Below are 25239 nucleotides of genomic sequence, written 5' to 3'. Positions count from 1 at the left end.
GACACAAAGGGATCAGAGAACACATGACAGAAACCCCTGAAAAGGTTGCCGGAGTTGAGGTCGGCGAACGCCGCATCTCCATCCCCGGGTTTACCGAGGAGGGCGAGAACCTCGCCGCAGAGACCAACTCCGCCGCTGACCACAGCCACGGCGGTCTGGGCGAGTCCAAGAATGTCACCTCTGGTGCGGGATCCCGCACCAACCGACATATCGGATTCGACCTGTCGGGCTTTCCCGACCCCACCGGACGGGAAGAGGAGTGGCGTTTCACGCCGCTGAAGAAGCTCGCCGGTGTGCTCAGTGACGTCGCTACCGACGGCGCCGGGACAGACCGGGAGCCGGTTGAATACCAAGTCAGCGGGGCAGTCGAAGGTGTAGAGGTCTCAACTCTCGGCCACGGGGAGTCACCCCGAGGTGCTGTACTACAGCCGGCAGACCGAGCGGCAGTGGTGGCTTATAAGAACGTCGACGACGCACTACACATCAAGGTCACCGAAGGCACTGAGGTTGCCGAGCCCATCCGTGTGGACATCACCGGCAAAGCAGCAGGTGTCCGCGCAAACAGTCACCTCGTGGTTGAAGCCGAGCCCAACACCAAAGCTGTGATAGTCCTCGAACATCGTGGTAGCGCCGATTACAACGGCAACGTCGAGGTGAAGATCGCGGACGGGGCCTCTGTGAGCGTCATTTCGCTGCAACGCTGGGACCACGATGCCGTTCACGTCGGCCAGCACGACGCTGAGGTGGGTAAAGACGCCAAATATAAGCATGTAGCCGTCACGTTGGGTGGAAAGATCGTTCGCCTCAACACCAACTTCCGGTACGCAGCCGAAGGCGCGAGGGCGGAAATGTACGGACTGTACTTCGCAGACGCCGGCCAGCACATCGAGCACCGCACTTTCGTCGACCACAACTCACCACGCAACAGTTCAGACGTGCTCTACAAGGGAGCGCTTCAGGGTGAAACCGCCCGGACAGTGTGGGTTGGAGATGTCCTCATCCGTAAGGAAGCTGAAGGCACCGACTCGTATGAGAAGAACCAGAACCTAGTGCTCACCGATGGGGCGCGCGCCGACTCGGTGCCGAACCTGGAAATCGAGACCGGACTCATCGACGGTGCCGGACACGCGTCCTCTACAGGCCGGTTCGACGACAACCACCTCTTCTACCTCATGTCACGCGGAATCCCGGAGGACATCGCCCGCCAGTTGGTAGTCCGTGGCTTCATGAACGAGATCATCCAGAAGATCGAGGTCTCCTCCATTCGGGAGTCCCTGGCCGAAGACCTGGAACGAGAACTGCGCATCTCCGGTCACTGAGCCGCCCCCACCGTCTTTATCGAAGAACTTCCAAGCAAAGGACCTGAACACATGTCTACTCTCGAGATCAAGGATCTGCACGTCTCCATCGAGACCGACCAAGGAACGAAGGACATCCTCAAGGGTGTCTCCCTGACTATCAACTCAGGCGAGATTCACGCCATTATGGGACCAAACGGTTCCGGCAAGTCCACACTGGCTTCTACCATCGCCGGACACCCCCGCTACGACGTCACCAAGGGCGAGATCCTACTGGATGGTGAAGACGTGCTGGAGATGGGTGCCGACGAGCGCGCACAGGCAGGGCTCTTCCTTGCCATGCAGTACCCCGTCGAGGTGCCCGGCGTGACCATGACCAACTTCCTGCGCACCGCCAAGACGGCCATCGAAGGTGAAGCTCCCAAGCTGCGCACCTGGACGAAGGAAGTCAAAGACGCCATGGAGAAGCTGCGTATCGACGCTGACTTTGCCAACCGCAACGTCAATGAAGGCTTCTCCGGCGGTGAGAAGAAGCGCGTGGAAATCCTGCAGCTCGAGCTTTTCAAGCCGAAGTTTGCCATCCTGGACGAAACCGACTCAGGCCTCGACATTGACGCTCTGCGAGTGGTCTCTGAAGGCGTCAACCGTGCACATGAGGACAACGGTATGGGCACCTTGCTCATCACCCACTACACGCGCATCCTCAACTACATCAAGCCGAGCTTCGTACACGTCTTCGTGGACGGCAAGGTGGCGGAACAGGGCGGACCGGAGCTGGCCGATGAACTCGAGGCCAATGGCTACGATCGCTTCCTCACCCCGGCTGCGGCGGCAGTCTGAAGACACCCACGCCGTGAGTGATCTGCTTGAACTCGCCAATGACTTCCCGCTCTTGAGCCGTACGGTTCGGGGCGGGAAGCCATTGGTCTACCTGGATACTGGCGCCACCAGCCAGAAGCCCGAATCAGTTCTGGCCGCAGAAAGAACCTTCAACCAGACTCATAATGCGGCGGTCCACCGCGGTGCGCACCAGATTGCGGAAGAAGCCACGGAAGCATTCGAAGCCGCACGCTCTGGCGTCGCCCAGTTCGTCGGCGTCGACTTTGACGAAATCGTGTGGACCAAGAATGCCACTGAGGCCCTGAACCTCGTGACACACGGATTCCTCAATGCCACCCTTGGCCGTGGAGGCAGTGAGGCATCGCGATATCGACTCACCTCGGACGACGAGATTGTGGTGACTGAGCTTGAACATCACGCCAATCTGGTCCCCTGGCAGGAGCTGGCAGCTAAAACAGGAGCGCGTCTACGCTGGATTCCGGTGACAGAAGAGGGCCGCATAGATCTCGAACAGCTCGACGTGATCACAGAGCGTACCCGCGTAGTGGCCTTCACCCACGCCTCCAACGTCACCGGAGCCATCACGGATGTGCCCCGTATAGTGGAGCGCGCCCAAGAAGTGGGTGCCTACACGGTGCTCGACGCCTGCCAATCGGCTGCCCATATGCCAGTCGACTTCCATGAACTGGGTATCGACTTTGCTGCCTTTTCTGGCCACAAGATGCTCGGACCCACAGGAGTGGGCGTCCTGTACGGCCGTAAGGACCTGCTTCAGGCACTTCCTCCATTCCTGACCGGCGGTTCGATGGTGGAAGTGGTCACCATGGGAGAGACCACCTTCATGCCTCCACCACAGCGGTTCGAAGCCGGGACCCAAATGGTCGCTCAGACCGTTGGCCTGCACGCTGCCGTGGATTACCTGAGTGGTATCGGAATGGGACAGTTGTCCGCTCATGAGGATCATCTCGCCGGGCTCATGCTAGAAGGTCTCTCCGCTGTCCCGGGCGTGCGAGTGTTGGGCCCCACCGGTAGCGAGAACAGACTGGCAGTCGTCGCCTTCGACGTCTCAGGTGTTCACCCCCACGATGTTGGACAGATACTTGATGACCAGGGCATCGCCGTCCGGGTGGGGCACCACTGCGCCCAGCCGGTGCACCGGGCCTTCGGCGTCCACGCTTCCACCCGAGCCTCAGCTGGGGCCTACACCACTTCAAGGGATATCGAAACGTTCATTGACGGACTGCACAAGGTGGTGAGGTTCTTTGCCTAGCCCTGCAGGTTCCAGCGCAATGCAACAGCTCTACCAGCAAGTCATCCTGGACAACTCCCGGGCACGGTCTGGTGAGGGAGAACTCACAGCACCGCATGGACAGTCATTCCAAGTCAACCCGACCTGCGGTGACGAATGCACTGTCCAAGTGGCCGTGGAGAATAACCGCGTTTCTCACCTGGCGTGGACTGGCCGCGGCTGCTCCATCTCACAGGCCTCACTGTCCCTGATGTACGAGATGGTCGACGGTGAACAGCTAGAACGCGTCGAGCTGCTGGGAGAAACTTTCCGTGAGCTTATTCACAATCGCGGACACGAACTTAACCCCGGCAAAATGGAGCAACTTGAAGACCTCAGCGCATTCACAGGCGTCGGCAGGTACTCCGCGCGGGTTAAATGCGCACTATTGGGCTGGATGGCGCTGCGCGACGCACTCGTCCAAGCACAACGCAGCACCAGCGGGCCTGGCCAGGGGCCACAGACTCAGGCATAGTGGAGAGCACCACAACGTTATGCCCGTAGACACAACGGGAAGGAAGAACCGATGAGCGAAACCACCACAACTCAAACACCCCTTGAGGATGTCGAAGAGGCACTCAAGGAAGTGATTGACCCCGAACTGGGCATCAACATTGTTGACCTCGGCCTGCTGTACGGGCTGCGCTACGAGAACGACGGCGCCCTCATCATTGACATGACGCTCACCACAGCAGCATGCCCCCTCACCGATGTTCTTGAAGAACAGGTGGGACAACATGTTGGCACCATGGTCGATGAATGGCGACTCAACTGGGTATGGATGCCGCCATGGGGTCCAGAGAAGATCACCGACGACGGCAAAGAGCAGATGCGCGCTCTCGGGTTCAATATCTGAGACTGTGGTTGGCCACCTCGGTGGCTACGGGGCGGCCTTGTCCATCATAGGAAACCGGTGATCGAACGCCGGGATTCGGTGGCAGCACACAGCTGATGCCATGTTCTGGGTCTTAGCGAGCCGCGGTCTATTACGGTTGCCCGGCCAATACCCCTGGCAAGGCTACCGTCCGCGCTTCCCCATCCTTGGACCCCGAGAGATCTTGTGGTCTGAAGTGTCTTCGGATGCACGAGACGGCATATGCCACTGTCAGCATCCTCAACACTTACATACATTGTCCAGCCAGATCGCTAAGCGGTCGTAGTGCACACCCATTACCTTCAATTTGTCACAAGGGAATTTCACCGTTGATCAGCGTATCCAACCTAGAGCTGCGTGCTGGCGCGCGCCTACTAATGGACGGCGTCAGCTTCCGCATCGACCCCGGTGACAAGATCGGTTTGGTGGGCCGCAACGGCGCAGGCAAAACCACGATGACCAAAGTCATGGCCGGAGCTGCGCAGCCTGCCGCTGGACATATCGATCGCCGTGGATCTGTCGGATACCTCCCGCAAGACCCCAAGGTCGAGAACATGGACCAGACAGCCCAGGACAGAATCCTCGCAGCCCGCGAACTTGATGTGGTCACTGCAAAGCTCCGTGAGGCTGAGGAAGAAATGACCTCAGGAGACGAGGCTGTCCAACAGAAAGCCATGCGGCGCTATGACAACCTCCAGGCGCGGTTCCAAGCTGCCGGAGGCTACACCGCTGAGTCCGAAGCTGCGATTATCTGCAAGAACCTGGACCTTCCGGAGCGTATTCTCTCGCAGCAACTACACACACTCTCAGGTGGCCAGCGCCGGCGCGTAGAACTAGCCCGCATCCTCTTTTCTGACGCGGACACTCTCTTGCTCGATGAGCCCACCAACCACCTGGACGCCGACTCCATCGTGTGGCTTCGCGACTACCTGCAGCGTTTCCCCGGGGGTGTCCTGGTGATCTCCCACGACGTCGACCTCATCGAGTCCACCGTCAACAAGGTCCTCTACCTTGACGCAATGCGCATGACAGTCGATGTGTACAACATGGGGTGGAAGAAGTACTTGGTTCAAAGGGAACAGGACGAGGCCCGACGCAAACGCGAATTCGCCAATGCCGATAAGAAAGCCTCCGCACTGCGCGCACAAGCGGAGAAGATGCGCGCTAAAGCGACCAAAGCGACTGCAGCCCAGTCCATGTTCAAACGCGCCGATCGGATGATGGCCGGGTTGGAGGGTGAACGCCAGGCCGACCGTGTGGCAAACATCCGGTTCCCGAAGCCTCAGCCTTGCGGAAAGACTCCGCTCATGGCCGAAGGGCTCTCGAAGTCTTACGGCTCCCTAGAGATCTTCACCGGCCTCGACCTTGCCATAGACCGTGGCTCCCGTGTGGTGGTACTGGGCTACAACGGCGCCGGAAAGACCACTCTGCTACGCATGCTAGCGGAAGTGTCCGATCCCGACTCCGGGCGCATCATTCATGGACACGGCCTGAAACTCGGTTACTTCGCCCAGGAGCACGACACCTTGGACACCACCCAATCCGTGCTGGAGAACATGAAGACCGCCGCGCCATTTCTCACTGACACCGAACAGCGCAAAATCCTGGGCTCGTTCCTCTTCAGCGGGGACGATGTCGCCAAACCTGCCGAAGTCCTCTCCGGAGGAGAAAAGACACGACTAGCCCTGGCGACTCTGGTCGGCTCCAGTGCCAACGTGCTAGTTCTGGACGAACCCACCAACAACCTGGACCCAGCATCTCGGGAGGAGATCCTCGCAGCGCTTCGCACATACGAAGGCGCCGTGGTGCTCGTTTCCCACGACCCCGGGGCTGTCGAGGCCCTCGCGCCCGAGCGAGTCGTGATTCTCCCTGACGGAGTCGAGGACCTCTACACCCAGGAATACGAAGACCTCGTCACCTTGGCGTGAGCCGGTGTTCCACCCAAGCGTCTTCGGCGTCCTCATCTGAATATCGGCCAGTCTGGCGGCGGCGTAGCTCTTTGGCCCGCCGGTTACGCTCCAACTTCTCCAGACGAGGATCTGCCGCCCCGAGAGGCTCGCCGGTGGCCTCTGCGTCGTCGAGTTCTTCCAGATCCAGATTGCGTCGGTGTACGCGGGCCGCATAGCCCCAGCCGACAAAGCTGAGCAGCCCGAAAGCCAACCACTGCATCGAGTAGCTCAAGTGCGGGCCTTCATCGAGGCTGGGCCGCGCCAATTGGTAAGGAGATTCAGCCGGTTCAGGGGATTCCTCCGCCATTCGGGCATAGGCACCTTCGACGACGGAGTAGCTCACCTGGGCCTGATACTCCGTAAGATCAATTGACGCCAACTGGCCCTCCGGAGCACCACGATCAATCTCGGGCTCTGCCGGCTTCATGCGGGCAGTGACCTCAATCTCACCGCGGGGCGGTTCAGGATTGAACTCAGGCACTGAACCATCTGCACTCGATGTGGGGAGCCAACCGCGGGAAATGACGACGACATCTCCGGTAGGAGCATCCCGGAACGGCACCAGCTGCTCATAACCCACTTGACCGCCATGACCACGGTTACGCACAAGCAACGAGTCATCTGCCAGGTACTCGCCGCGGAACTCAACGACCGTCCACTCGTCACTGGGATCACCCTCCGCGAAGAGAGTCCTCGCATCGGTGTAGGAGACGGCGTCTTCGTCATAGTTTGAGACCACTCGATTGATCTCCTCCAACGCGGCTTCACGGCGGTCCAACTGCCATTGTCCGAGCATGTAGCAAGCGATGCAGAACAGAACACAGATCGCTAGCCAGCCTAACCAGGAAGGAGACAGCAGAAATGAGTAACGCTGCCTCACAGGCGTGCCTCAGCTTCCCCGGCCGGAGTGTTCATGGGCTCAGTGCTGCGCCAGAACAGTCGAGCCTTGAGAAAGTTCTCCAACCACTCGCGGTGGTCGTCACAAGCAAGCCAGACCTTGCGACGCTCAGGATTGTGGATCTTGGGGTTGTTCCACTTGACCTGCCAGGCGGCGTGGGCGGTGCATCCCTTCCGTGAGCATGGCGGAATGTCTGGGCCCTGCTGATCTGAGCTGAGGGCACCCAAAAGGTCCATCAGCGCGGTTCCTCCTCATCGGCGTCATCGCCATCGAGTTCTCCTGAGATGACTGCCGGCGTGCCGTTCCCAGCGGGGGGTACAGCATCGTCCTCTTCCTCCCACCACTGCTGGGGTTCATCGGCGAGATCCGCATCTCCTGCCGACAAGATTTTCTGCCGCTCCAGTCCTTCAGCTTCGCGCCTTGCCATATAGCGATCGCCACCCGCGTTGGCGTCAACGACCGCGACATAGGGCAGTACCACAGCGGCCACTACGAAGGCTATGGCCCACCAGCTTTGCCAAACCATTCCGACCACTGCCGCGAGGATGAAGCAGACAATGCGGATCGACATGGCCACCGTGTAGCGGATCATGCGGGCCCGTTGCTCCACACTGTGTTTCAGTGGAGCATCGGTGATGGAGTGGACCGGATTGGTCATCGCACCATTCTACGCGCTGTAGAACAGCCTGTCAGGGGCCACGTAACATGGGCCGACGCGGCGTACCAGCCGGTAGGTCCTGGACTCACGTATGGTGGGGGTCGAGCCAAATCTGCACCAAGCAAGGAGCCGCATGAGCGAACGATCAGTACTTGTGACCGGAGGAAACCGCGGAATCGGCCGCGCTATTGCTGAGGCGTTCATCGCCAATGGAGATAAGGTGGCGGTCACCACTCGCAACGGAGACGCCCCAGAAGGCGCTCTAGGCGTTGCAGCAGACGTCACGGAGTCTGCCAGCATCGATTCGGCCTTCAGCACCGTAGAAGACGCTCACGGGCCGGTGGAGGTCCTCGTCGCGAATGCCGGAATCACTCGGGACACGCTGTTGCTCCGGATGAGTGAGGATGACTTTTCTGATGTCGTTGACACCAATCTCACCGGCGCATTCCGTGTCCTCAAACGCGCGTCAAAAGGCATGCTGCGTATGCGCAGAGGCCGAGTCATCCTCATCGGCTCAGTGGTGGGACTGTACGGCTCCCCAGGGCAAATCAACTACTCAGCATCAAAGTCGGCTCTGGTGGGTATGGCCCGGTCGCTGACACGTGAGCTCGGCGGTCGCGGTATTACCGCGAACGTGGTCGCACCCGGATTCGTTCGCTCGGACATGACCGACTCTCTCGATGAAGACACGCAGAAGAAGTACCTGGGCAGCATTCCGGCCGGACGTTTCGCCGAGGCTGACGAGGTCGCCGGTGTGGTGCGCTGGCTTGCCGGAGAAGACGCCGGATACATTTCAGGTGCCGTGATTCCTGTTGATGGCGGCCTAGGGATGGGCCACTAGCTGCAGGGCAGTCACGCTGTAGAAAGGACATTATGGGAATCAAAGACCTTGAAGGCAAGGGCGCCATCATCACCGGTTCGTCCCGGGGAATCGGCGCCGCAACAGCCCAACTCATTGGCGAACGTGGTGCTGGCGTCGTCGTGAACTACCGGGCCAAAGCACCTCGAGCGAACAAAGTGGTCAAGGGCATCGAGATGGCCGGAGGAAAGGCTGTGGCCATCCAGGCGGATCTGACCGAATCGCAGGGCACCCAAGCTCTCGTCGATGCCGCAGTGGAGAACTTCGGTTCGTTGGATCTGCTGATCCTCAACGCTTCTGGAGGTATGGAGTCCGACCGCGGTGAAGACTACGCTCTGACTTTGAATCGGGATGCGCAAGTGAACATGGTCAAGGCCGCTATGAAAGTCATGCCCGAGGGATCACAGATAGTCTTCGTCACGAGCCATCAGGCGCATTTCATCCACGATGTCTCCACGATGGACGCCTACGAACCTGTCGCCCGCTCCAAGCGTGCAGGGGAGGACGCTCTCCGGGAGATGACACCGGCTCTGGATGAGCTCGGAATCACCCTGACTGTTGTATCGGGAGACATGATAGAGGGTACGATCACGGCCACGTTGCTCAACCGTGCAGAGCCTGGTGCCATCGAAGCGCGCAGGGAAGCTGCAGGAAAGCTCTACTCTGTGGAGGAGTTCGCCGCTGAGATCGCTGCCCTGGTCAACAAACCAGGACTGGAGCAAGCTCACACTGAACTGGTCGGCGGGGCAGAAGACTTCTTGGCCCGCTCACGCTGATCGATCGTCTCCTAACTGAGGAGAAGCAGACCCGTCGGAACGGCTAGGAGAGCCGCCGAGCTGGACACGACGCCGAACATCGCTAATTTTCCGAGTGGCTCGGTGGGGGCCAGCAGTCGTTGCAGACGGGCCCCGGTGATGAGCGTATTGGACGTGGCGGGCACATCCTCATCGACTTCAAGTGCACTGCCTGGTGCGTCGCGATGTGATGCCGTCTCAAAGGAGCTCAAAGCCAGGGACCGCAACAGCGTTTCGGGGCTGTACTGAGCCAGCGCCCCGTCATCAGCGAGCATCTCAGTGAGTTCGAGGACGGCTTCTCGGCCGTATCGATTCGTCGGAAGCCAAGGCAATGCGCGGTACCAAGCTTCGAATGTCACGGTGAGCAGATGGTGGCGTTGCCTCAAATGTGTCTGCTCATGTGCAACGACAGCCCCCAATTCCGATTCGCTGAGCGTGTTGAGCAGCCCGCGGGACAGCACAGTGACGGAACTGGCGTTTGTACGTCCCGGCAGACAGTACGCCAGTGGCGTCTCATGTTCGATCACTTGGGTATCGGCGTCATCGACGGTGTTCGGCAGGGGAGTGGAGAGCAGGTCCACAAGCTGCCGGTGTCTTCGGCGGGCCCCCAGCACACGAAAGTAGGTGCGAGCCAGGGTCAGCACAAGGTGACCTCCCAGGAGTAGCCCGAGGCATAGCGCGAAAATATGCTGAGGGTGGACGTCCAGCTGGCCCAGTGACTCGTAGTCTTCGGTCAGCGTCAGCTGTACCGCGCCGCCGAGAGCATGTGGCAGGCTGTCACCGAACGGCGCCAATCCGTAGATGATCGGGGCCCCCACCATGGATAGACCTCCGGCCAGGGCGATCGCCTGCCAGAGGACCATGGCCGCCCATGGAGAACGTCCGCGAAAAGAAGCGGTGTGGAGGAGCTTCGGTACGGGGATAGCCAAAATGACGGCCAGGGCCGCTAGAAATAGGGCGAGAAGTTCCACTCCACCAGTCTATTTGGCGAGGACGGTCAACACACCTCAGCCGAGGATGCGGCGTAGAGCTGCTGCCTCTGATTCAGAGACACTGCCGATGAAACGGGCAAGGACAGCTTCGCGGTCAGGAACTGTGCCCAGCACTTCGTTGAGCATTTCCACTGTGTGCTCTTCCCGGGACGCGACTGCGGCATAACGATGAGGCCGGGAGGAGCGGGCACGCAGTACCATACCCTTCTTCTCCAGACGGGCAAGCACGGTCAGGACAGTGGTGACGGCCAAATCCTCATCCAACTGCTCACATACCTCATTAGCGCTCAGGGGCTGCTCTGATTCCCACAGCAGAGTCATGACTGAACGCTCAAGCTCACCGAGTGAAGCCATGCTGGTTGCTCCTTCTAGGCAGGGTTGTTATCCCTATAAGATACTCCGATCTGGAGCAACTTTCTACAAGCCGTAGAAGTGCTGCGGCGTGTCGCGCTCACGTGGTGGAAACGGACAGCGCCACGTGGCTCATAGCTTCGGGGCTGGAAGCGACTGCTTCTACGGGCTGGTCAACAGGAACTCCGGAACCGTCGCGTCGGATCAGCTCTGCCGGCAGCGTGCGCGCGGCACCGCGGCGATCGGCTGCCAGGGCCGGTGCCAGCACGGCAGCACCCAGAGTCAGGTGGTCCTCACCCCGGAGAAAGCGATGGGCTCGCACTCCACCAGTCGCTCGACCCTTGGCGGGGAACTCATCCAGATCCGTTACCTTGACGCTGGCACCACCGAGTCCATCGAGGGTCTCCGCACCGGAAGAGCAAGTAACCACCACGGCAGCAGCAGGTGAGTCGGTGGCAGATGCCGGAATGACGCCAAAACTGATGAGGGAGTCATCAGCGGCAAGCTTGATCCCCGCCACCCCGGTACCTGTACGGCCCTGGGGCCGAACGTTCGATGCGTCGTAGCGCAGCAGTTGGGCTGAGCGTGAGATGAACACCAGCTGATCGTTGTCCTCAGTAGCGACCGCGACCCCTATGACCTGGTCTTTCTCCTTGAGCGTAATGATCTCCCACTGGTCGCGGTTCAGCGGGTAATCGGGGGTGACGCGTTTGACGCGACCGGTATCGGTAGCAAGCGCAATCACGCGATTCAGCGGAACGAATCCGATGAGTTGTTCCTTCTTCTCCAGTCGCAGCGTGCCGGTCATAAAGTCTTTGACCTTCCCACCCTGGTTCAGGTTGATCGTTCCCCCTGCGATTTCCACTGTGGGCATTTCGATCACCGGGACGCGGATCATGCGGCCCGTACTGGTGACCGCGCCGATCTCACCACGAGATGTTGTCGCGACCAGGGACCGCAGGACATCGTGTCTGCGCCGCCGAGAGGGATGCAGCAGCGAGGACCGGTCAGTGGTTCGAGCGAGCATTCCTGAGTCCGAGAGCACCACCCAGCAGGGCGCGTCAGGGATCTCGAGTGCACCGGAGGAGATCGCGCCTCCGGCTGCCGGCGCGGCTGCCGTCACCTCGGCAGGGGCCTGCTCGGCGTCAATGAGCTCGGTGCGCCGTGCGTCACCGTACTTTTCTGCCACGTCAGTAAGTTCGTCTGCGACCGTCTTGCGCAGCAGAGTGTCGGAATCGAGGATGGCGCGAAGTTCCGCTATCTCCTCCTCGAGGTTCTGCTTCTCCTGCTCGAGGTCCAGGGTGGAGTACCGAGTCAGCTGGCGGAGCCGCAGTTCCAGAATATGCTCAGCCTGCAGCTCTGAGAGGTCGAAGATAGACATCAGGCGGGTTCGCGCAGTGGCCGAGTTATCGGCGGCCCGAATAATCTGAATGACCTCGTCAATGTCCAGGATGGCGATCAGCAGACCTTCAACCAGATGAAGACGATGCTGCCGCTTACCGAGCCTATGAGTGGTGCGGCGGCGCACCACGTCGATGCGGTGGTTTACGTAGACGTGAAGGAGCTCCAGAAGCCCCAGTGTGCGTGGCTGATCGTTGACCAGGGCAACGTTATTGATTCCGAAGCTTGTCTCAAGCGGTGTGTGCTTGTAGAGCTGTGCCAGGACTGCGTGCGGGTCGAATCCGGCCTTGAGCTCAATGACCATCCGGGTGCCGTGCTTGCGGTCGGTCAGATCCAGCACATCAGAAATCCCAGCCAGCTTCTTCGACTGGACGGCTTCTTTGGTCTTGGCGATGATGCTTTCGGGACCAACCATGTATGGCAGTTCAGTAATCACGATGCCATTGCGCCGAGCACTGACCTGCTCGATGTTCGCCTTAGCCCGAATCTTGAAACTCCCTCGACCCGTGCGGTAAGCCTCATAGACCCCGTCGAGACCAGAAATTCTGCCACCCGAGGGCATATCCGGCCCCGGTATGTGGGTCATGATGTCTTCTAAGGTGGCGTCCGGATGAAGGATCAGGTGGCGGGCGCCGCTGACAACCTCACGAAGATTATGCGGCGCCATATTCGTGGCCATGCCCACTGCAATACCTGAAGCGCCGTTGACCAGCAGGTTAGGAAACGCTGAAGGAAGCACTTTTGGCTGCATGAACTGGTTGTCGTAGTTCGGTTCAAAGTCGACCACATCTTCATCGAGGTCGGCAGTCATAGCCAGGGCCGCCTGTGCCATGCGCGCCTCGGTGTAGCGGGGAGCTGCCGGCCCGTCGTCGAGCGAGCCGAAGTTGCCGTGGCCATCCACCAGTGGAAGTCGCAGCGCCCAAGACTGAGCCATTCGCACAAGGGCGTCATAAATTGCGGAGTCTCCGTGCGGGTGCAGCTTGCCCATGACTTCACCCACCACTCGGGCGGACTTCACATGACCCTTATCTGGGCGGAGCCCCATTTGCGCCATCATGTAGAGGATCCGTCGCTGCACTGGCTTCAGCCCATCGCGGGCATCGGGGAGAGCGCGGGAGTAGATTACCGAGTAGGCGTACTCCAGGAATGACGTTTCCATTTCGGAGGAGACATCGATATCGGTGATGTTCTCCGGTGGGGTAGCGGGCGCAGCGGCAGCGGGGCGGCGAGCCATAAGAGGTGGAAGCTGTCCTTCGTCTCGTAAGCGGGCAGTTATCTGGTTAGTCTTGATCCTATGGGTGAGAAGCCGAAAGTCAGCGGATATCCGGCCCACTGGGAAGCAGATGTTGTGCTTCGCGATGGTGCGGCGGCACATCTGAGGCCGGTCGGGCCGGAGGATGCCGAGCGACTTCAACGTATGCATGCCGCCCAATCAGAGTCCTCAATCTACCTGCGCTATTTCACATACAAGTCAACGCTGACTGAGAAAGAGCTCCGCCGGTTTACCAACGTCGACCATGTTGACCGGGTGTCGATGGTGGTTCTGCTTGATGATGAGATCATCGGCGTCGGCGGATTCGACACGATTGATGACACGGCCGAAGCGGAGGTGTCGTTCAATATCTCGGACCGGCATCAGGGCCGTGGCTTGGGTTCCGTTCTCTTGGAGCACCTTGCTGCTGCAGGCCGCGAGCGCGGAATTGAGCGGTTCTCGGCCGAAGTCCTCCCCGAGAACCGCAAAATGCTGACCGTGTTCTCTGAGGCTGGTTACGAGGTACAGCGAAAATATGAAGACGGTGTTGTACTTTTAGAGTTCCCCATCGATCCCACCGACAAGTCTCGGGCCGTGATGGAGGCCAGGGAGCACCGGGCTGAGGCTCGCAGCGTAGGGGAGTTGTTGGCTCCCGAGCATGTGGCGGTGATTGGCGCCTCCCGTGAATACGGTTCCGTGGGGTATCACTTGTTGCAGAACATCATTGAGGGGCGCTTCACCGGTGGGGTCCACTCAGTCAATCCTGATGCGTTCGAGATCGGTGGTGCGCGAGCCTTCTCCTCCTTGGCGCACATCAAACAGGATATTGATCTTGCCGTGGTCGCCGTACCGGCCGAACAGTTGCTGCAGGTTGTGGCCGACTGTGGACGTCATGGCGTCAAGGGCATGCTGGTGGTCACCAGCACCGGCACCGACGAACAGCGAGAGGTGGTGCGTCTGGCTCGGCGCTGGGGAATGCGGGTCATTGGTCCGGCCTCGGCGGGTCTGATCAACACAGCACCCGGAAGTTCACTCAATGCATCGCTGTCCCCAACCATGCCGGTGCCGGGCGGGGTGGGCCTGTTCAGTCAGTCAGCGTCCATGGGCATTTCCCTCTACGCGCAGGCTCACCGTCGCGAGCTCGGACTCTCAGCGGTGATTTCTGCAGGCAACCGTGCCGACCTCTCCGGCAATGACGCCATGCAGTATTTCGAGGACGACGACGCCACCCGCGCCGTCGGAATCTACTTGGAGTCCTTTGGCAACCCCCGCAAGTTTTCGCGCATTGCCCGCAGGCTGTCGCTGACTAAGCCCGTCGTCGTTGCCACGAGTGACCTGATGGGTCACCGGTTGCCTCCGGGCCATGAAGTCCGGCTCTCGCGGGCCCCGTTGAGCGCGGTGGACGCGATGCTGACCAATTCCGGTGTCATTCAGGTCGGCAACCATGACTCCCTCATGGATGTGCTCGAGGTGTTAGCCACTCAGCCGCTTCCTGCTGGCAACACTTTGGGCATCCTGTCCAACTCACTGTCGATGTCGCGTTTGCTGGCAGATGCTGGCGAGGCCAATGGGCTGAAGCCCACCACTGTTGTGGGCAACCTGGACCTGGATCAGACACGGTCCCGCGCGGAGGAGAACCTGACTCGTGCCCTTCGGGAGCTTTTTGAGGACGACGACGTCGATTCCGTGGCAGTCTGCCTGCAGCCAACGATCACCGGTGAACATCACGACCACTCCCGCGCAATCTCCATGACAGCTCGGCAGTACACCAAACCTATGGTCATGTCCCTGATTGGGACTTTGGACTCGAGCATCCCGCTCAACTACATCGGCAACGCTGGACCGGTGATTGAGACGTCCGCACTGCAACAGGGGGTGCCGATCTTCTCTTCCCCCGCTCGTTCTATTTCCGCGCTGTCCAAGATCACCCGATACCAGACATGGCGGGCCCAAGGGGTAGGGGAGACTTTCGTGCCTGAGGGATTGGAGGGCACAAAGACCGCCAGGGCAGCAGATTCGCTCCTGTCCGGTTGGCTCGAGGCGGTTGAGGGCGCCGCCTTACGCCGACTGACTCAGGAGGAGACTCAGCAGTTGTTGGCCCATTACGGTCTCAATGTGCTCCCCTCCCTGTCGTTCGAGACTCCCGACGCCGCTGCAGCAGCCGCCGACCGCTTGGGGTACCCGGTAGCGGTGAAGTCCACCAACGACTACCTTCGTCATCGCCTGGATCTCGGAGGGGTGCAGCTGAGCATCGATTCCGAAAACATGTTGCGTCAGGTTGTCTCTGATATGCGCCGCAAGTTAGCCAAGTATGGAAGTCCCGGACTGGAGGTGCAGTCGATGGCTCCGACTGGGCAGGGGTGCATCGTCCGCGCCATCGAAGACCCGATGATCGGTCCGGTGCTCTCCTTCGGAATGTCTGGTGACGCCGTGGACCTTTTGGATGACTGGGCCCATGCTGTCCCGCCGTTGACTGATCAGGACCTGTCGCGGCTGGTCGGTACACCGAAGGCTGCTAAGAAGCTCTACGGGCATCAAGGCGTGCCGGCTGTGGATTTCGATGCTCTGGGCGATACCATCCAGCGGGTCGCGATGTTGAAGGACAACCACCCTCAGGTGGCAAATATTCAGCTCTCCCCACTGTTGGCCTCCCCGGAGGGAGTGAGCATTCTGCACGCAAGTGTAGATATCGCCAATCCTGAACAGCGGACCGATTCAGCTCGTCGGGCTATCTCCCGATACTGAGCATCCGAGCTCAGAGCACCCGGCCAGTGCGCCGGACATGGCGGGCCAGGGCCAACAGTCCCTGGTCAATGCTCACTTTCGGCTTCCAGTCAAGCACTTGGCGCGTGTGGCGCTGATCAAACCAGTGAGCAGTGGAGAGCTGCTCTGCCAAAAACCTCGTCATGGGCGGCTCATCCTCATGGGGTCCGGTAACGGCCCATACCTTCTCCACGACTGAGCCTGCCATCTTCGCTAGAGCAGGCGAGACGCGCAAGGACGGTCGGCGGGCACCGCCTGCTTCCGCGATGCCCATCATAAGTTCGCCGATGGGACGAGGTTCACCATTCGTCACCACCAGGCGGCGGTCCGGCATTGGCAAGGCGGCAATGTGCGGAAGCCTCCGCAATCCGGACACGAACGCATCGACCGCGTTGTCGATATACAGCGTGTCCACTAGGGGCGCACCGCTGCCCAGTAGGGGGAGCCTGCCGGACTTGGCGCGGTCAATGATGCGTTTGGTCAGCTGGCCGTCTCCCGGGCCCCAGACCAGATGCGGGCGCATGATGAGGACGTTGATTCCCACCGACCCGCGAGATTCAGCAATCAGCTCTGCCTCTGCTTTGGTCTGCGCGTAGTGGCCCACCACATGCTCTGGCTCGGCCGCTCCCGCGGGAGCGCCCACTAAGGAGGCCCCTGAGTGGGCGACTGAAGGGGAGGAGACGTGCAGTATGTTCTCCACACCAGCAGACCAGGCTGCGTTGAAGATCTGCTCGGTCCCGAGAATGTTGATCCGCTCGAAGTCTTCGCGTCGACCGGAGACTGAGACTTTGGCCGCCATGTGGATGATGGCATGTTGACCGTGCACGGCTTCTTCGACGGCACGGGTGTCGTCAAGTGACCCGCGGACATCCCGCACACCGGGCAGCCGTGAGGGGCTGCGCTGGAATGTCGTCACCTGATAGCCGAGCTCGGCCAGACGGCCAGCGACGCTGCGGCCGAGCAGCCCGGAGGCTCCCGTGACGAGGACTCGAGATGGCGGCAGAATCTCTGCCATATGCTGCTGAATCATGGCGCAGCCACCTTGTCTCCGGAGAGCACTCGGCTCGCCCAGGAGGCGAGGGACGTTCGGTCGATTTTGGAATTGTGCCTGATATCGGTGGGGAGAGTGTCGACCACCAGGACCGCGGAGACGGCGACGTCGGCTGAGACGTCCCGGACTCGTCTGCTGACCTCAGGAAGAGCCAGCGGGGAGGAACCTACAGTGAGGGTGCAACCGGGGGAGGGTTCGATGATGGCCACGACGGCTTGGGTTCCTGCGGGACCCACTCCCACTGCGGCCGAACGCGCCACCTCGTCGAGAGCATCCACATGAGTCTCTACCGCGCCGGGACCGATGGGACCCGCCGGGGTCGTCATCACATGCTGCAGCCTTCCCTGGATCCACAGGCGACCGGAGGCATCGAAGTGGCCGATGTCCCCCGTTCGGTGCCAGAGAAGTCCGCGATGCTGATCGCGTCGAGATTCACGGTCGGTCAGCCACAACCTGTCGTAACCACCCTTCAGATGTGCCGCTGAGACGACAATCTCACCGAGCACACCCACAGCCGCGCCAGGGTTTTGAAGGGCTTCCGCCGGCTTCCCGATCTCGTCCAGGGGCGCCACTGCGAACTCGACGCCTTCCACTGCGGTGCCGACGCAGACACCGAGCTGGTCGGTCTCCATTGCAGTGTGAATCTGCTGTCGGGTGATGTCTGCCTGCAGCAGTCCCTCGGTCATGCCGTACGGGGTGTGAAGTTGCGCCTGAGGAAACAGTCTTTGAACTTTGTCGAGCAGGTCCGGATGCACCGGAGCCCCCGCAGAAAGGACTAGCCGTATCCGCTGCAGCGCATCGGCCTGGTCTGCCGAGAGGTCCCCCGATGTGGCGACGACATTGCTCAGGGCTGCAGGGGAGCCGAAGAACATAGTGGCCTCACCTGCCGCAGCCGCTTCTGCGACAGCCTGGGCTGTGAGTGTGGCGGGTTTTGTCACGGTCATATCTGGGGTCACCGATGTCGCCCCAATAGCTGGTCCCAGCAGAGCGAAGGGCGCGAAGCCGGCGATCAGTGAGGACCCGGGACTCACGGAGAATGTTTGACGCAGCAGGGCCACCAGGGCTCCGAGACGCTGATGTGTGTAGACCACTCCCTTAGCCGGGCCCGTTGAACCAGAGGTGAAGAGAATGGCCGCCTCAGACTCGGGATCCGGAAGCGGTACCGCATCCAACGTGGTGGACGTCCCGCGTCGCAGTAGTCTTTCAACTGAGGCTTCGGCCCCGGTTATTTTCGCTGCCCTGGGCGAAAGCGCATCGACGCTGATCCGCTTTCCAGGCCAACCCAGTGTGCTCGCCACCATGAGGCCAGGTTTTTCTCCTACCACCCAATCGGGCCAGGCGCTGCGCACAGCGCGTGTCAAACCCCTCAACCCCAGCCCGGCATCAGCGACCACAGCCACTGCCCCGAGCCTCAAGCATGCGTAGAGGATCGCCGTGAGCTGATTGCCTGGCTGGACCAAGAGACTCACGCGGTCGCCATGTCGCATACCCAGTTCGTAGAACCCGGAGGCGAGTGAGTCGACCTGGGACTTCAGTTCCGCCCAACTCACTTCCGCGGTCTGATCACCGGCGAGCTGCACAACAGCGGGGGAGTCCCGCCTCCAAGACAAGGCCATCTGGTCAAGCTGATCGTGGAGACCGGTCACTTCGGCCACTGCCGGGGGTGAGACCGGCGGGGTGGCGTCGCCGGGTGTGAAGGTGTCACTGAGCCAAGTGAAGAGAACTTTCGCGATGTCCCGATCCTCTGCGAGGAGATGTCCAGCACCTTCAAACCGGTGCAGATCGGCGTGCGGGAGCCGGCGAAGCAGATCATGGAGATACTGGTCGCGGAAGACTGGGTCCTTCGGACCCCACATCAGCAGTGCAGGCTTGTCCCACTCGCACAGCGCCGCCGCGGACTCGTCCAGAACAGGGCGAGAGGCGTGATGCGCCGCAGCCGGAATGTCAGCAACGAACCCACCTATGCCGCCGCGGCCGTTTCGGGACACGTAGGGGGCCCGGTATGCGGCTGCCACCTCAGGCGCCAGGCCGCCCTCTGCCAATCCCAGCGTGACGCGCAGGAATGCGCTGGTGAGCACAGTGGAGCTGGGAAGTACTGCCGGTGCCATGGCCGCCCGCAACGCTGCCGGTACGGGCTCAGCTGCTGGGTGGTTCACTGCAGTGTTGAGTGTCACCACGGCGTCGACCGTGCTGTGGTGACGTGTAGCCCAAGCCAGTGAGATCGCGCCTCCCCAGTCGTGTCCGATCGTCACCACAGGTCTTTCGACGTCAATCTCCAAGGCTTCTGCAAGACCGTCAAGGTCGTCGAGACGCTGACTGAAACGCCGGTAGCTGGCCGCATCGGGGGCTGGTGGCTCGGGGTGCTCCAGACGGTCAGAAAACCCCATGTCTAGTTGATCAGGGGCCACGACCCTCCACGCGTGGTGCGGGGTCGCCTGCTGGATGGAGGCTTTGAGAACATTGCGCCAGAGGTAGGACCAGGTGGGGTTGCCGTGCACAGCCAGTATCGTTCCGGTGGGTGTAATCCCCTGAGCCGCCAGTGCAGGCCCGCTGTCCAAGACGTGAAATGTATGCGGGCCGTCCGAAGACTCCGCCCTCACCAGGCGGGACCACTGAGCCTCCACACCAGGTAGCGGAGTTTTAGTCAGCACATCAGCGGGCAGGCGTGCCCCATTGGCTGGGATAGGTTGCCACCAGCTCACCACTGAATCTCCACCATTGCCGTGTTGAGACCTGATCCAACGCCCATGCACAGCACACGCGCTCCGGGAAAGAGGTTCCCAGCACTGGCTTCACGGGCGAGAGTAATGGGGAGCGAGGCCGGGCCTACATTTCCCAGTTCGGGATACGTCACGGGGACGCGTTTCTTGTCGAGTTTGGCGGCCTTAATGATCGATGAGGTGTGCAGTTGGGAGACCTGGTGGGTGACGTAGGAGTCCATCTGCTGCCAGTCGAAATGTGCCCCAGCGTCCTTCCATGCATCCATGACCAGCTCCAGACCGCCGTCAAGAAGACCCCGCGCGTCGGTGAACATGCCACGGTGATCACCGACGCAGAGCCCGTGATGTTGTGTGGCAGCCCGTGTGACCCCACCGATGATTCGGTGCCCCTCCGGGTGGGCGTCGGCAGGTCCGATCACTGCAGCCGCTGCGCCACAGCCGAGAGTGAGGGACGCGAATTCGCTCATGAAATCTTCCCTCGACAAGCCATCTTCGAGGGAATTGATGCGGTCGATGGTGGCGTCTTGTACTTTGCGTGCGTCTTCGCCGTTGACGATCAGGACGTATTTGGCCTGTCCGGCGTCGATGAGGGAGCTGGCCAATGTGATGGCATTGACGAATCCGAGGCAGGCGTTGGTGATGTCGAAGTTCATGGCCGAGCTCGGCAGGCCGAGGTCGTGGTGTAGGGCTACGGCGACTGAGGGTTCCAAGTGTTCCCGGCTCACCGATGTGTTGATCATCATCGATACCTCCGAGGCATCGATCCCGGCGGCGTCAAGGGCTCTGCGACCCGCCAAAACAGTGCCTGCGCGAACGTCGCCGTCAGCACGCCAGTTCCTGCGGGCCCGCACACCTGCGACGCGTTGCAGGAGTCCGGTCGGCAGCCGCAGCCGCTTCAGGGCATCGGCGAGTCGCTGGTCCAGATGCTTTGATGTGAGCACCTCCGGAGCCTCAACTTCGGTCACCGACAGCAGCGCGGCATTGCGGTGGTGGAATGTCGCGTTTCCGTCGCCCTGGTTTTGAAGCACCGGTCCATTATCCAGAATCAAGCTGTTCGCTGCGAATCGGAACCACGAGGCCTCGAATTTCTGGGGTGGAGCCAGCGATACTATAGAGGGTTATGGGCACATCCACTGTCTCTCTGAAAGAGGCCATCGACCGCGGCGGGTTCTATCCGTCGCTGGTCCATCACACCGTTACTGACGCTCTTGACGGCCGCGAACCTGAACAGCAGATCGTTCACGTCGACACCCATTTCGACTTCGAAGAGGTCCATCGGCACATCACCGTATTAGTCCTGGCAGAGGATGTGATGGTCGTTGCGCATCTGGATGATCATGACGCTGACGAAGACCGGCCTTTCCAACATGAAGACGCTGGACCATCGGGATCATCCGAGGTAGTGGCGAGAATCTCAACGGAGGTCGTTCCCGTGGTCCGTCTCCGTTCGCTGATCCTGTCTGAGGTCCACCGGCGGCCCGATAAGTTTCGGCCGGATCGAGGTCTCGCCGAGGTCTCGCTCAACATCAACTGGACCGGCAGCGCCCGATTTGACTCGATGCCCGCGGACTGCGGAAATCCTGAGTGCGTCGCTGATCATGGAGACACCGGAACGGTCGTTCCCGAGGATGTGACGCTGCGGATCGCCGCAACCGCAGAGGGCGACACAGCGGTAGATGAGGCCCGCAGCTTCGTGCGCGCCCTGCGCCGTGCCACCGTGAAATACTCTCGCTGACGGTGTCTTCGAACCCTATGCCACAGGCACCTGCAGCAGCTGGGCCGCATCTTCGGCATGTACTGACGTCTGCAGCGGCTGCTTTGGGGATGGATGGGTTCACCAATCAGCTTGGCATACCACCTTCCAATATCTGTGTCGTGGTTCTCGCCGATGGATTGGGGGATCAGCTCCTCGCGGCGCATTCCGGGCATGCTCGGTTTCTTGCAGGAGCGTGGCGACGGCGAGGAACTGCCCACGTTCTGGACACCGGGGCACCAACCACGACGGCGTCGTCCCTAGCCAGTCTGGGAACGGGGCTGCCGCCGGGCCAGCATGGGCTTGTCGGCTACGACGTCCTCGCTCCGGAGCTGGGCCGAGTGGTCAATATGCTGGGCCAGTGGGATGCCGCAGTAGACCCCCACGCCTGGCAGCCCTATCGCACGGTATTCGAGCGGGCGGCCACCCTGGGTGCGAAGGTGGTCACCTCTTCTCGGCCCAAGTTTCGTCAGTCCGCGCTCACCCAGGCAGCCCTACGTGGCGGAGAGTTCGTCGGGGCGGAGACTATTGAGCAGAGATGTGTTTTGGCTGCAGAGTGGATCCGCACACAGAGGAAGACGGCGGGAAGCATCCGACATGGAGCTCCTGACCCGCTGATGGTCTACCTGTACGTCGACGAACTGGATAAGACCGGCCACAAAGCCGGGGTGGGCTCCGAGGCCTGGCTGCGCATGTTGGAGACACTTGACTCGGCGGTTGCACGGTTAGCCGGGCAACTTCACCAACAATATGGCGATCAGGCCACTGTGGTGCTTACTGCAGATCATGGGATGGTCAATATCGCAGAAGATCGACGGATCGATATCACCGGTTGCAGAGAGCTCCTGGATGGTGTCTCGCACACCGGAGGGGAACCACGTTTCCTGCAGCTCTACGCGGAAGATCCCCATTGTGCAGAGCATATTGCCGCCCGTTGGACGCAGGCCTACGGCGATCAGGCGTGGGTTGTCACTCGGGAGCAGGCAGTTGACGCCGGATGGTTCGGCGCTGTGGAAGAACGGGTCCTCCCTCGAATCGGCGATGTCTTGGTCGCCGTTCACACTGACCTGGCGCTGTTCCACACAGAACGGACCGGCGAAGCTCCTTTGAAGATGATCGGACAACATGGATCCCTCACCGAAGCCGAGCGCCGAGTCCCGCTGCTTGAGCTGACAAACCGGGGGTTCACGGAGTGAACAGCGCGGAGTAAGGGTCAGTCCTTGTTGCCGAAGAGGATATCGTCCCAGCGAGGCATCGTCGGACGCCGGGACGACCCCCGCTTCTTTGGACGGGGCGTCGCGGGCTCTTCCTCATCTTCCGGTTCCGAGGAGGAGTCGTCACCGGCTGAACCAGAATCTGCAGGACTCTCCTCATAGCTGAATCCCCATGCATCGGTGGAGTCGACGTCGGGCTCATCACTGGGTTCTTCGGCGTCGGCCGTCTCATGGCCCATTCCGGGCAGCGTGTCGGTGGGCTGCTCCTCCGCCGGCGGGCGGGCAGCCTGCTCATCCCGGGTCAGCAGAGTGGCGAGCTTGTCGTCACCGGACTCGTCAGCACCCAGACGCTGGCCCCGACGAGCACGCAGAATATCCAGCAGGTCCTCGTGATCTGCGCCGTCGCCTTGAGAAGAGATGGGTTTTACCGTGGATTCAGGGGCCGGAGCACCAGTTGTTTCCGCCTCATCGTCAACGTTGAACGGCTTGTCGACAGCAGTCAGGCGCCTTCCGCTGCTCGGCGCACGTCCTGCTGCCGGCAGCGAACTCAGTGACTCAGCCCACTTGTTCTCAGGCCGAACAGTGCGAGCGGCCGGGTCAAAGATCCACTCGGCCGGCGGCCTCTGACCGATACCCGCAGCATGTGTGTCCGATGACGTGAAATCAAAATCACAGGTGACAGCCCACCGTCCGTCTTCACGACGCCAGGCATCCCAGACCATTGACTCCAGTGACACGCCCATGGCGCGCAGACGCACCTTTGCCATCGCCTCCAGGGTTGCCGGGGCGTCGCCAAATGCCAACCGGTGCTGTTCTGCCGACGAAGCCCGGGCGACGACGGTGTCTTGCGCCCTGGCAGCATAGTACGCACGCTCATCGGCAACTGGTCCGGCATAACGCAGGACGTGTTGCCGGGTCAGCCCGGAGTCCTCCACGACTTGTTCAATGGTTGCTCCACTCCGTAAGCGCGCCTGAATGGCACGCGGAGAGAGTGCGGGCGCTTCTCGGGTCTTCTCGGTGGGGGAGGCTATGCGGGCCAAAGCCGCACGCAGCGACTGGTCCACAGGGAGGCCATATTCGGCGTCGGACCCGTCGGAGAGCAGCAGACGGGGTGTCTGGCGTTCCATCCCAGGGTCGACTCCCACGATCCGCAGATCCTGCATTAGCAGTGTCCTCCGTGTGAAATCGGTGGTTTGGTCATCTATTTTGGCAACTGTATCGCGGAGCACAGCTGGAGATGAGTGACCGGCTCAACCCCGCCTGGAAGGATTGATTCCGTAACCTGGTGACTCCGACTTGTCACCGAGCACGCGATACGACACAATCTGTGCGACCTTACTCGTTTGCCGGGCCTGCACCGACCTGGGCGAAAGATGCACGAACCACCATTGGAGCACCTGATATGGCTACCGATTACGATGCCCCGCGCAAGAACGACGACGACGTAAATGAAGATTCGATCGAAGAACTAAAGAACCGTTCCTCCAACCGTCAGTCCGCTGTTGTGGACGAGGATGAGACTGAAGCTGCCGAAGGCTTTGAGCTGCCCGGCGCCGACCTGTCGGACGAAGAACTCCAGGTTCGCGTGCTTCCTGCCCAGTCCGACGAATTCACCTGCACCTCCTGCTTCCTCGTGAGGCACCGGTCGCAGGCGATCGAGGGCCCCAACGGTCTGGTCTGCAAGGACTGCGAAGACTGAGCGGATCGTGTGCAGTCGGTGTCAGACTCGGTGGCGCACTCAGTCCTCGCTGATTGAGATGCCGCTGGTCTGAACCGGCTCACGGGATTCCAGCGCGGCCAGCACCTTCTCAGGGTGGCGGGTGGAGAACAGCCAGTACGGAGTGGAATCGCGCTCGTCAGTAATCTCTGCTGTGATCACGGGATTGATCCATCCTCGAATGCACTGATAGCTCCGCGCATCGAAACCCGGACCCAGCTGCTCGCGAGCCGCGCCGCCACGGTGGGCAACAACATGCCCAATATATTCGCGTTCGACTTGAGCCCGGCCTACTTTGAGCCACTTTTCGGTCACCTCAATGCGTGGAGTGATGGCTATCAGCGCGGCAGCACAAGCCGCCATGCCGATCACCAGGGCGATCACTCCATAAGTGACGCCGATGGGGAAGAAGATCGTGGAGAACGAGCCACCGATGATGACTCCCGAAAGCCAAATCCACCAGGCGGGCCACAATTTTTCGACGTAACGCACAGAATCACTCATAGGATCTATCGTCGCATGGAACGCGCTGCCGCGACCGTGTGTATCCCTTGCCGGTAGACTCAT

23 protein-coding genes are annotated in these 25239 nt (G+C 60.8%); 12 read left to right on the top strand and 11 right to left on the bottom strand.

Annotated features, from left to right (window positions below; all coding sequences use genetic code 11):
- The first annotated feature begins 23 nt into the window (after positions 1-23).
- From sufD to FH975_RS01865, 6 genes are all read left to right on the top strand, one after another.
- The gene (gene sufD, locus FH975_RS01890) at positions 24-1319 is read left to right on the top strand and encodes a Fe-S cluster assembly protein SufD (protein WP_162319779.1); all 1296 of its coding nucleotides are present in this window, start codon (positions 24-26) and stop codon (positions 1317-1319) included.
- 51 nt (positions 1320-1370) lie between these two features.
- Entirely contained in the window at positions 1371-2138 is a 768-nt protein-coding gene (sufC, locus tag FH975_RS01885; RefSeq protein ID WP_162319778.1) for a Fe-S cluster assembly ATPase SufC, read from the top strand.
- Positions 2095-3408: a SufS family cysteine desulfurase gene (locus FH975_RS01880; protein ID WP_162319777.1), complete on the top strand. Its 1314-nt coding sequence runs from the start codon at positions 2095-2097 to the stop codon at positions 3406-3408. The genes sufC and FH975_RS01880 overlap by 44 nt, the downstream gene beginning before the upstream one ends.
- Positions 3401-3901: a Fe-S cluster assembly sulfur transfer protein SufU gene (gene sufU, locus FH975_RS01875; protein WP_235928270.1), complete on the top strand. Its 501-nt coding sequence runs from the start codon at positions 3401-3403 to the stop codon at positions 3899-3901. The genes FH975_RS01880 and sufU overlap by 8 nt, the downstream gene beginning before the upstream one ends.
- A 51-nt stretch (positions 3902-3952) precedes the next feature.
- Positions 3953-4282: a metal-sulfur cluster assembly factor gene (locus FH975_RS01870; RefSeq protein WP_162319776.1), complete on the top strand. Its 330-nt coding sequence runs from the start codon at positions 3953-3955 to the stop codon at positions 4280-4282.
- 347 nt (positions 4283-4629) lie between these two features.
- The gene (locus tag FH975_RS01865) at positions 4630-6228 is read left to right on the top strand and encodes an ABC-F family ATP-binding cassette domain-containing protein (RefSeq protein ID WP_162319775.1); all 1599 of its coding nucleotides are present in this window, start codon (positions 4630-4632) and stop codon (positions 6226-6228) included.
- On the opposite strand, the gene FH975_RS01860 is transcribed toward FH975_RS01865, so the two are convergent.
- The 3 genes from FH975_RS01860 to FH975_RS01850 are packed head-to-tail and all read right to left on the bottom strand — an operon-like array spanning position 6215 to position 7805.
- Entirely contained in the window at positions 6215-7129 is a 915-nt protein-coding gene (locus tag FH975_RS01860; protein ID WP_328821733.1) for an SURF1 family cytochrome oxidase biogenesis protein, read from the bottom strand. The two genes, FH975_RS01865 and FH975_RS01860, sit on opposite strands and share 14 nt — an antisense overlap.
- A complete protein-coding gene (locus FH975_RS01855; RefSeq protein WP_162319773.1) occupies positions 7126-7383 on the bottom strand; it encodes an acetone carboxylase in 258 nt (85 codons plus the stop codon). The genes FH975_RS01860 and FH975_RS01855 overlap by 4 nt, the downstream gene beginning before the upstream one ends.
- Positions 7383-7805, bottom strand: coding sequence for a DUF3099 domain-containing protein (locus FH975_RS01850; protein ID WP_162319772.1), 423 nt, complete (start codon positions 7803-7805; stop codon positions 7383-7385). Before FH975_RS01850 ends, FH975_RS01855 begins: the two co-directional genes overlap by 1 nt.
- Positions 7806-7938: 133 nt before the next feature.
- Here FH975_RS01850 and fabG point away from each other — a divergent pair, with 133 nt between their 5' ends.
- Positions 7939-8646, top strand: a complete 708-nt coding sequence (gene fabG, locus FH975_RS01845; RefSeq protein WP_162319771.1) for a 3-oxoacyl-ACP reductase FabG — start codon at positions 7939-7941, stop codon at positions 8644-8646.
- A 32-nt stretch (positions 8647-8678) separates the two neighbouring features.
- Entirely contained in the window at positions 8679-9440 is a 762-nt protein-coding gene (locus FH975_RS01840; protein ID WP_162319770.1) for an SDR family oxidoreductase, read from the top strand.
- An 11-nt stretch (positions 9441-9451) separates the two neighbouring features.
- Here FH975_RS01840 and FH975_RS01835 read toward each other — a convergent pair whose 3' ends face one another.
- From FH975_RS01835 to FH975_RS01825, 3 genes are all read right to left on the bottom strand, one after another.
- On the bottom strand, positions 9452-10429 hold the full coding sequence (locus FH975_RS01835; protein WP_328821732.1) for a M56 family metallopeptidase: 978 nt from the start codon (positions 10427-10429) through the stop codon (positions 9452-9454).
- Positions 10430-10465: 36 nt separating this feature from the next.
- Positions 10466-10804 carry a BlaI/MecI/CopY family transcriptional regulator gene (locus tag FH975_RS01830; protein ID WP_162319769.1) on the bottom strand — a complete coding sequence of 113 codons (339 nt, stop codon included), beginning with the start codon at positions 10802-10804 and terminating at the stop codon, positions 10466-10468.
- Positions 10805-10901: 97 nt separating this feature from the next.
- Entirely contained in the window at positions 10902-13436 is a 2535-nt protein-coding gene (locus FH975_RS01825) for a DNA gyrase/topoisomerase IV subunit A (RefSeq protein ID WP_162319768.1), read from the bottom strand.
- A 60-nt stretch (positions 13437-13496) separates the two neighbouring features.
- Here FH975_RS01825 and FH975_RS01820 point away from each other — a divergent pair, with 60 nt between their 5' ends.
- The gene (locus FH975_RS01820; RefSeq protein ID WP_162319767.1) at positions 13497-16199 is read left to right on the top strand and encodes a bifunctional acetate--CoA ligase family protein/GNAT family N-acetyltransferase; all 2703 of its coding nucleotides are present in this window, start codon (positions 13497-13499) and stop codon (positions 16197-16199) included.
- Between the two features lie 10 nt (positions 16200-16209).
- Here the strand turns inward: FH975_RS01820 and FH975_RS01815 are convergent, their stop codons facing one another.
- From FH975_RS01815 to FH975_RS01805, 3 genes are read right to left on the bottom strand one after another with little or no spacing between them, the layout of a single operon-like run.
- The gene (locus FH975_RS01815) at positions 16210-17247 is read right to left on the bottom strand and encodes an NAD-dependent epimerase/dehydratase family protein (protein ID WP_235928268.1); all 1038 of its coding nucleotides are present in this window, start codon (positions 17245-17247) and stop codon (positions 16210-16212) included.
- Entirely contained in the window at positions 17244-19970 is a 2727-nt protein-coding gene (locus FH975_RS01810; protein ID WP_328821731.1) for an alpha/beta fold hydrolase, read from the bottom strand. Before FH975_RS01810 ends, FH975_RS01815 begins: the two co-directional genes overlap by 4 nt.
- Complete coding sequence (locus FH975_RS01805; RefSeq protein WP_162319766.1) at positions 19967-21016, bottom strand: 3-oxoacyl-ACP synthase III; 1050 nt, start codon at positions 21014-21016, stop codon at positions 19967-19969. Before FH975_RS01805 ends, FH975_RS01810 begins: the two co-directional genes overlap by 4 nt.
- Positions 21017-21108: 92 nt before the next feature.
- On the opposite strand from FH975_RS01805, the gene FH975_RS01800 reads away from it, so the two are divergent.
- Positions 21109-21723: a DUF5998 family protein gene (locus FH975_RS01800; protein WP_162319765.1), complete on the top strand. Its 615-nt coding sequence runs from the start codon at positions 21109-21111 to the stop codon at positions 21721-21723.
- Between the two features lie 2 nt (positions 21724-21725).
- Positions 21726-22937 carry an alkaline phosphatase family protein gene (locus FH975_RS01795; RefSeq protein ID WP_328821730.1) on the top strand — a complete coding sequence of 404 codons (1212 nt, stop codon included), beginning with the start codon at positions 21726-21728 and terminating at the stop codon, positions 22935-22937.
- A 17-nt stretch (positions 22938-22954) separates the two neighbouring features.
- Here the strand turns inward: FH975_RS01795 and sepH are convergent, their stop codons facing one another.
- Positions 22955-24118: a septation protein SepH gene (gene sepH / locus FH975_RS01790; RefSeq protein WP_162319764.1), complete on the bottom strand. Its 1164-nt coding sequence runs from the start codon at positions 24116-24118 to the stop codon at positions 22955-22957.
- Positions 24119-24357: 239 nt separating this feature from the next.
- Here sepH and FH975_RS01785 point away from each other — a divergent pair, with 239 nt between their 5' ends.
- The gene (locus FH975_RS01785) at positions 24358-24654 is read left to right on the top strand and encodes a DUF4193 domain-containing protein (protein WP_162319763.1); all 297 of its coding nucleotides are present in this window, start codon (positions 24358-24360) and stop codon (positions 24652-24654) included.
- 39 nt (positions 24655-24693) lie between these two features.
- On the opposite strand, the gene FH975_RS01780 is transcribed toward FH975_RS01785, so the two are convergent.
- On the bottom strand, positions 24694-25176 hold the full coding sequence (locus FH975_RS01780) for a DUF3093 domain-containing protein (protein WP_162319762.1): 483 nt from the start codon (positions 25174-25176) through the stop codon (positions 24694-24696).
- Positions 25177-25239: the final 63 nt, after the last annotated feature.

The organism is Nesterenkonia haasae (assembly GCF_010119385.1).
Taxonomy (GTDB): Bacteria; Actinomycetota; Actinomycetes; order Actinomycetales; family Micrococcaceae; genus Nesterenkonia; species Nesterenkonia haasae.
The sequence above is the reverse complement of the archived record's forward strand: the minus strand, read 5'-3'. Positions and strand labels throughout refer to the sequence as shown.